The sequence below is a fragment of the Shewanella sp. 10N.286.54.B9 genome (assembly GCF_041468565.1).
In the GTDB taxonomy this organism is placed as follows: Bacteria; Pseudomonadota; Gammaproteobacteria; order Enterobacterales; family Shewanellaceae; genus Shewanella.
On sequence record NZ_JBFRIY010000070.1, the window covers coordinates 75641 to 82017 of the forward strand.

General features: G+C 44.3%; 7 protein-coding genes. 4 read left to right on the plus strand and 3 right to left on the minus strand.

Features of this window, described 5'->3' with window-relative positions; genetic code table 11:
- The first annotated feature begins 75 nt into the window (after positions 1-75).
- Complete coding sequence (locus tag AB4135_RS20600) at positions 76-1290, plus strand: YibE/F family protein (RefSeq protein WP_371995301.1); 1215 nt, start codon at positions 76-78, stop codon at positions 1288-1290.
- 81 nt (positions 1291-1371) lie between these two features.
- Here the strand turns inward: AB4135_RS20600 and AB4135_RS20605 are convergent, their stop codons facing one another.
- Positions 1372-2250 carry a LysR family transcriptional regulator gene (locus tag AB4135_RS20605; RefSeq protein ID WP_371995302.1) on the minus strand — a complete coding sequence of 293 codons (879 nt, stop codon included), beginning with the start codon at positions 2248-2250 and terminating at the stop codon, positions 1372-1374.
- Positions 2251-2345: 95 nt separating this feature from the next.
- On the opposite strand from AB4135_RS20605, the gene AB4135_RS20610 reads away from it, so the two are divergent.
- The 3 genes from AB4135_RS20610 to AB4135_RS20620 all read left to right on the plus strand — a co-directional run bounded on the left by AB4135_RS20610 (position 2346) and on the right by AB4135_RS20620 (position 4388).
- Positions 2346-2783 carry a PACE efflux transporter gene (locus AB4135_RS20610; RefSeq protein WP_371995303.1) on the plus strand — a complete coding sequence of 146 codons (438 nt, stop codon included), beginning with the start codon at positions 2346-2348 and terminating at the stop codon, positions 2781-2783.
- Positions 2784-3012: 229 nt separating this feature from the next.
- On the plus strand, positions 3013-3726 hold the full coding sequence (locus AB4135_RS20615) for a hypothetical protein (RefSeq protein WP_371995304.1): 714 nt from the start codon (positions 3013-3015) through the stop codon (positions 3724-3726).
- The gene (locus tag AB4135_RS20620; protein ID WP_371995305.1) at positions 3726-4388 is read left to right on the plus strand and encodes a type 1 glutamine amidotransferase; all 663 of its coding nucleotides are present in this window, start codon (positions 3726-3728) and stop codon (positions 4386-4388) included. Before AB4135_RS20615 ends, AB4135_RS20620 begins: the two co-directional genes overlap by 1 nt.
- A gap of 16 nt (positions 4389-4404) precedes the next feature.
- On the opposite strand, the gene AB4135_RS20625 is transcribed toward AB4135_RS20620, so the two are convergent.
- Entirely contained in the window at positions 4405-4794 is a 390-nt protein-coding gene (locus AB4135_RS20625) for a ribosome recycling factor family protein (RefSeq protein ID WP_371995306.1), read from the minus strand.
- 306 nt (positions 4795-5100) lie between these two features.
- Entirely contained in the window at positions 5101-6054 is a 954-nt protein-coding gene (rihA, locus tag AB4135_RS20630) for a pyrimidine-specific ribonucleoside hydrolase RihA (RefSeq protein WP_371995307.1), read from the minus strand.
- Positions 6055-6377 lie beyond the last annotated feature (323 nt).

Consider the following 6377-nt stretch of genomic DNA (forward strand, 5'->3'; position numbering starts at 1 on the left):
AGTTAATGGCGAATTTCTACCGACAAATTCGCCGTTAACTTCACAATATTAGCGCCAACTAGTGACTAATAACCTATGCTAAAAAACTATCGATTCACCCTATTTATTGCTTTGGTTTCAACACTTATCTTTTATGTTTCTCCAAGCTTAAGCGACAGTTTAAAACCAAAGACACCGCTACAACAGCAGTTCGTCGAGGCTCGTGTAGTCTCAGTTATCTCTAATAATCTTGCACCAGATCCCCGTGTCCCCTCTATATTAACGGGCTTACAGGTTATAACCGCAGAGATCTTACAAGGCGATGAAACAGGTAACATCGTCGAAGTGCAAAATCCTCTCAGCCGACAACATAATGTGCTTGTGGCTGAAGGAGACATCTTTATCATGATGATTAGAGAGACGCCAAACGGTGCAGTATATTGGGCCTATAATCACAAACGCTCAACTGCTATCTACTGGATGTGCTTTGCCTTTCTATTATTGTTGCTGTCATTTGGCAAGAAAGAGGGATTAAATTCAGTCATCTCACTCTATTTTACTGCCGCGCTTATTGTTGGGGTGTTAATCCCAGCAATCTTTGCTGGTTGGAATCCAGTTGTCATTACCATCATGCTGATGGGACTGAAAATCGTCGTCAATTTCATATTAGTCTCCGGCTATAACCGCAAAAGCTTTTGCGCCATGGGTGGCACCTTACTCGGGGTCATTGCAGCGGGCATTATGGCGCAGGTGTTTGGTGAGTTTGCCAACCTTTCTGGGATCTACTTAGATAAAAGCGAGGATGTGATCTACCTTGCGACCCAGCCTATTCAGATCCGCTGGTTAATGTTTGTTGCCATCATGATTTCAGCATTGGGCGCAGTCATGGATGTCGCGATCTCCATTGCATCAGCCTATAACGAGTTAAAGATCACCGATCCAAAACTCAGCCCCAAACAGCTAATACAAGCCAGTATGAATATCGGACGAGATATCATGGGCACCATGACTAACACTCTCATTCTTGCCTTTGCCGGTAGCTCATTAACCACCATTATGATGGTTTGGGGTTTAGATATGCCGCTCACGCAATTCATCAATACCCCGGTTATCGCCTTAAGCATTATTCATGCGCTAGCTGGCAGTGTTGGTATCGTCTTAACCATTCCTCTAACAGCTTGGTTAGCAAGGTATATGCTCAACGATACGATCCAAACAAGCGAAATAAACCAACCATTAGCAGCACCAGCACCAGCACCAGCACCAGCAAACCAGTCTACAGCAACGTTAACTCCAGAGACCCAGTGTTGAGCTAAATGGAATCGCAAAACTGGCCTCATGTAGCAAAGACATATTGCGATATGGGGTCAGGCTAACAGCTGACTTTTCTCATTAATCGTCAAGTAGATCCGTTACAGCATCAGCCAACCAGCTTAGTGCCGGCCCTTTGGCTTTTTGCTTAGCAATCACGCGATCAATGGGCACACGCCATGGTTTATGATCAAAGCTAAGTTGCAAGCGTACCATCTCACCTTGACGCTCATATTGCTCTGCCATATAAGCCGGAATATATCCCCAACCTAATCCTTGCTTAACCAAGGCGTTGATTGCATTAAAACTGCTGCCCCACCAGATATGTGAAGAGACATTTGGGCTGTGGGCTAACGCTTGCCCATCAAGGCTTCGGATCAGCAATTGGCGGTGGGGGATCAGATCCGCAACGGTTACCATCTTAAGCTCAGCCAAAGGATGTCCAGGGCTCACCACACCATTAAATGGCATGTTTCCAACATAACAAACATCGACTTTCTGCGGGAATTCGCTACTGGCAAACATTAAGCCCAAATCCACTTTCCCGCCATCAACCAAGCTTAATACATCTGGAGTCGCTACTGCATACAGCTCAAGATTGGTACCAGGAAAATGCTCTGCAAAAGGATCTAAAATACGTGCCATCATCGGCAGCAACGCATCATCGATTGCTAGCTTAATCTCAGTTTCATGGGAAAGATTAAGCGCATTCGTCACTGAGTCTAACTCATAGGTTTGCCGTAAAATGGCCTGAGCAAAAGGCAGCAACCTTTCCCCATGTGGCGTTAAAGAGGGCTTGCGGCTAGTGCGGTCAAACAGGTTTGTGTTGAGCTCTATTTCTAGGTTGGCTATGCCTTGGCTCACCGCTGACTGCACCTTACCGAGCCGCCTAGCACAAGCCGAAAATGAACCCGATTCGGCAGTTTCAACAAACATTCTTAACTGTTCCAAGTTATACATATCACTTTTCCTGATAGTAACTAACTAGATTCTTTCTCTAATATTGATGATTATAGTCAGCAACAACGACTACACAACTTTAATTGAGGCCAACCATGAATGTTAAAGAGCGAATTTTACACAGCGTATTGTTTGAAGCGATTGCCTTGGTTTTCGTTATCACTGCGGCGCTAGTCTTTACCGATACAGAAGCAAAATCAGCCACGGGCCTGGCTGTCGGCTTGTCGTTAATCGCCATGGTATGGAACTACATCTATAACTTAGGCTTTGACCGTATCTTTGGTCAAAACCGCATTCAGCGCTCTATAAAGATGCGCTTAGGCCATGGGCTAGGATTTGAGCTTGGCATGATTGTCGCCACACTCCCTTTGATGATGTGGGTGCTACAGCTAGATTTTTGGACAGTGTTTATTATGGACATCGGCGTAGTCATATTCTTTCTCGTCTACGCGATTATCTATAACTGGGCTTACGATGTGATCCGTGAACGCTTCTTTTCATGCGCTGTTAATGCTGCGCAATCTGCCAGTTGAGCGAAGAGAAACTACCCTGGCCTAAAAGTTAATTCGGCGAAATTATCGGGCTCTGTAAGCGAATCGATTCATTTCATTATGATGTCAAAACCAGAGTTGCTATCAGAGTGTAACTTTAACTTTCATTGTAGTAACATTCTCAGTTAGAGGACGACCTCTGCCAGTAGTGCAATATACTGATTTCATCCGGGGACGGCCCCATCTGAATTAATTCCAGATAGGAGCCAATGTGAGAAAACTAACTTACTTCCCCGTTATTCTTAGCCTATTTTTAGGCTTTATCCCGTGCATTACCGCCGCCCAAAGCCATTATGGCACCCACGGCATGATCCTTTTCGGTGGTAAAGATGCATTATTTGCATCCCATCTACCTATGTATCATCCACCTCATAACGTGCAAATGATCATTCAGTTTCATTTTAAGGATCTAGAAACTGACAACATCGTTAAACAGCAGTTGGAACAGTTAGCGCTAACCCCTTCACAATTATGGACTATTGTCCCCGAACCCTTTGATTTAATGCGGTTACAGTCAGCAAAAAGTAAACAATCTTCACCGCTAACAGAGTTTAGAGTTGACGTTGTAAAGGGGCACTTTGAACGTGGCGGAAGCAGTCAGTTTAATGGGCAGAGTATCGTCATTGAAAAAGTTCTCTTCTTCAAAATATTAGATATGGAGAAGGGTTTAACAAAAGCAGAGAATACACAATACATCAGTGTCTCAGCGAACCAAAATAGCGCTAACCAATTTCTTATTAAGCAGCTTGGGAAACGCCCAGAGGCAGATCACCTCGTTAGAGTCGTTAATCATGCGCTACCCGTAATGGTGACTGTAAAGCAAGCAACGAGTGTCAGCCCATCTATTTCCGCATTAGCTTCAGCTCTATCTACCGATAGCGAAAACCTGATTGAGATCTACCTCGAAACAAAGGAGCTTGAATAATGCCGCCATTAACGCTCGCTGTTATCCAGCATCACACTGCTGAGGATATTGGCAGAATATCGCGGTGGGCCGACGGTCACCAACATCAATTACAGACATTTTATGCTCCCGAAAATAGACTACCTAATTTGGATATATTTGATGGTCTGATTATCTTGGGTGGCCCGATGAATGTCGCAGATAATCCAATATGGATGCAACGAGAACGAGAGGTTATAACTTGTGCTATCAACAGGAATATGCCGGTGTTAGCGATTTGTCTCGGTGCACAGCTACTTGCATCAAGTTTAGGCGCAAAGATCTATCCTTTATCCTCTGCAGAGCTAGGTTGGAAACCTATTCACTTCAAAACTGCCAAATTTCCCTCCATGATAGTTCCTCAATGGCACGAGCAAGGCTTTATCTTCGATAAGCAAAAAAGCACATCTTTAAGTATAGATATAGAAGCATGCTCTAGCCTATGCAAACAGCAAATATTCCGCCACCAACGTCAGCTTGGGATGCAGTTTCACCCAGAATGGGATGAACCGCAAATACAGAAGTTACGCGCTGCATTCTCAACGGAATGCCCGTTTCATGATATCAACAACAGCCAAAGACAAAATATACTGGAACAATGGCTATTTAAAGAACTAGATCAACTATTTGGTGAGATTAGCTAAAGTGACTATCTCTAGCTTACCAATCTTCAGCATCGAAACGCGCAGCTCTAGCTTCACTCAACGTGCAATCGGTGAGATGCATAAGCTCTGCAAGCGTGATATTAGTGTTCTCACTAATTAAGCGAGCCAACTTGACAGGTAAGGGTTCTAGTTTGTCTGCGTGGTTTAACAGGGCTGTTTCAAGCTTTTTAATTAGATAGTGCCACTCACCACTGGTTTGAGATTTTAACTGTTGTTTAAATGATTGAATATTTATCGCCTCACCGGTTACCGCCCAGTTACGCGAGCGCCGCACACGCTTTAGCTCACAACTATGTAGCCGAGCAATTTCTTTGGCCTGGTTAGCTAAATCTCTACCTATTCGATGAATAAGCGCAGGAAGTGAAATGGTGACGTTTTCAGTCATAAGCTAGTTTAAATAAATGGCTCTAGGGAGATTCTAGCTATAAGTGTACTGCGGCTATCCATTTTCTCAAAATAGTTAGGCAGGCTGAAATGCCGTCCAACAGCGATCCCCGTATGACCTGAAGATGCAGGATTGCGTGGGAGGCTTTGGGCCTGCCCACTTCGTTGTTGCACTCACTTAAAAGGGAGTCAGCATTTCTACGTTAATACGCCTAAAATTAAACTGTCACAATGCCTCAGAAACGAGCATATTTAAGTTTAACTGGTATATAGCTAGGCACAAATGTGTGTATGACTGCTGTTATATTTAATTATAAGCGGTTAAACACTCAACAATCAGATCGACAAACCCTGCTCGATCTAAATCACAAAGCACTTGAGTATTATGTGGCTTATCGGTGAGGTGGTAGCGATCGACAACGGTCATCCCTTGAGTATGCTCGCCTTTGGTTTCCACCCCAACCCAGCAGTCATAAGTGCTAAACAGCTCAGGTTTAAGTAAGAAAGCGATAGTACAAGGATCATGTAAAGGTGCCCCTTCAAAGCCCCATTTAGGATCGCGATGATAGATCATGAAAAAGTCCAGCAGCTCAGCAACACACTTGGCTACATGGTTAGGGATTTTTCTTATGCGCTCTATATCCTCATCCATAATTTGCGCTTGATGAGTCACATCCAAACCACACATAGTGATTGGGATCCCCGCTTTAAACACCATATCAGCCGCTTCTGGATCAACAAATATGTTGAACTCAGCCGCGGGCGTCCAGTTGCCAGCAGCAGCTGCGCCGCCCATCAACACAATGCGCTCAACCTTGCTATGTAGCTCTGGGTAGGTAGATAAAAACAATGCAATATTGGTCAGCGGTCCCGATGGCACCAACGTCACCGGCTCACTACTTGCGCGCACTTGCTGTGCTATTAACTCGATACCTGAACATGTTAATGGCTCAAAGTTCGGATCGGGTAGCTCAGGACCATCTAAACCGCTCTCACCATGCACATTATCGGCAATAATCAGTTCACGCGCTAACGGCTTAATGGCGCCACCAGCAACTGGAATGTCTTTGCGGCCTAACATAGTCAGCACTCGCAGCGCATTGTTTAAGGTTTTATCTGGAGTTTGGTTGCCTGCACTGGTGGTCACCGCTAGCGGGTTCAACTGCTTACTACTAAGAGCAAGAATAAGAGAAATTGCATCATCATGACCAGGATCGCAATCAAGAATAATCGGTCTTGGGGAATGAACGACATTAGACATGGGTAAACTCCATCACGGTTACTATTATAAGATTAGTATCCAACATCCTAGAGTCTCGCTATTAGAAAAACTGTGACCTAAAGGGAGCTTTTAAACTGAATGCGACCAGAGTGGTTCGTTTCAAATCAAGCATATCAATCACTAGGGGCTGTTGATCTTTCGAGCTTAGTTTTTGTTCGAATTCAATTATTTTAGTACAAGGCTTGAGCGATGATGCTTAGCTGGCTAAGCGAAAAGCTCGTAACGCAGTAATAAAAGAATTGAAACGAACCCAAAGGGCCGCGTTTCTTGGCTATTTTTACTGTGTTGTAGACTATTTGTGG

Coding starts and splice junctions, on each gene's coding strand:
- AB4135_RS20600 (WP_371995301.1), top strand. CDS start 76: ATGCTAAAAAACTATCGATTCACCCTATTTATTGCTTTGGTTTCAACA.
- AB4135_RS20605 (WP_371995302.1), bottom strand. CDS start 2,250: ATGTATAACTTGGAACAGTTAAGAATGTTTGTTGAAACTGCCGAATCG.
- AB4135_RS20610 (WP_371995303.1), top strand. CDS start 2,346: ATGAATGTTAAAGAGCGAATTTTACACAGCGTATTGTTTGAAGCGATT.
- AB4135_RS20620 (WP_371995305.1), top strand. CDS start 3,726: ATGCCGCCATTAACGCTCGCTGTTATCCAGCATCACACTGCTGAGGAT.
- AB4135_RS20625 (WP_371995306.1), bottom strand. CDS start 4,794: ATGACTGAAAACGTCACCATTTCACTTCCTGCGCTTATTCATCGAATA.
- rihA (WP_371995307.1), bottom strand. CDS start 6,054: ATGTCTAATGTCGTTCATTCCCCAAGACCGATTATTCTTGATTGCGAT.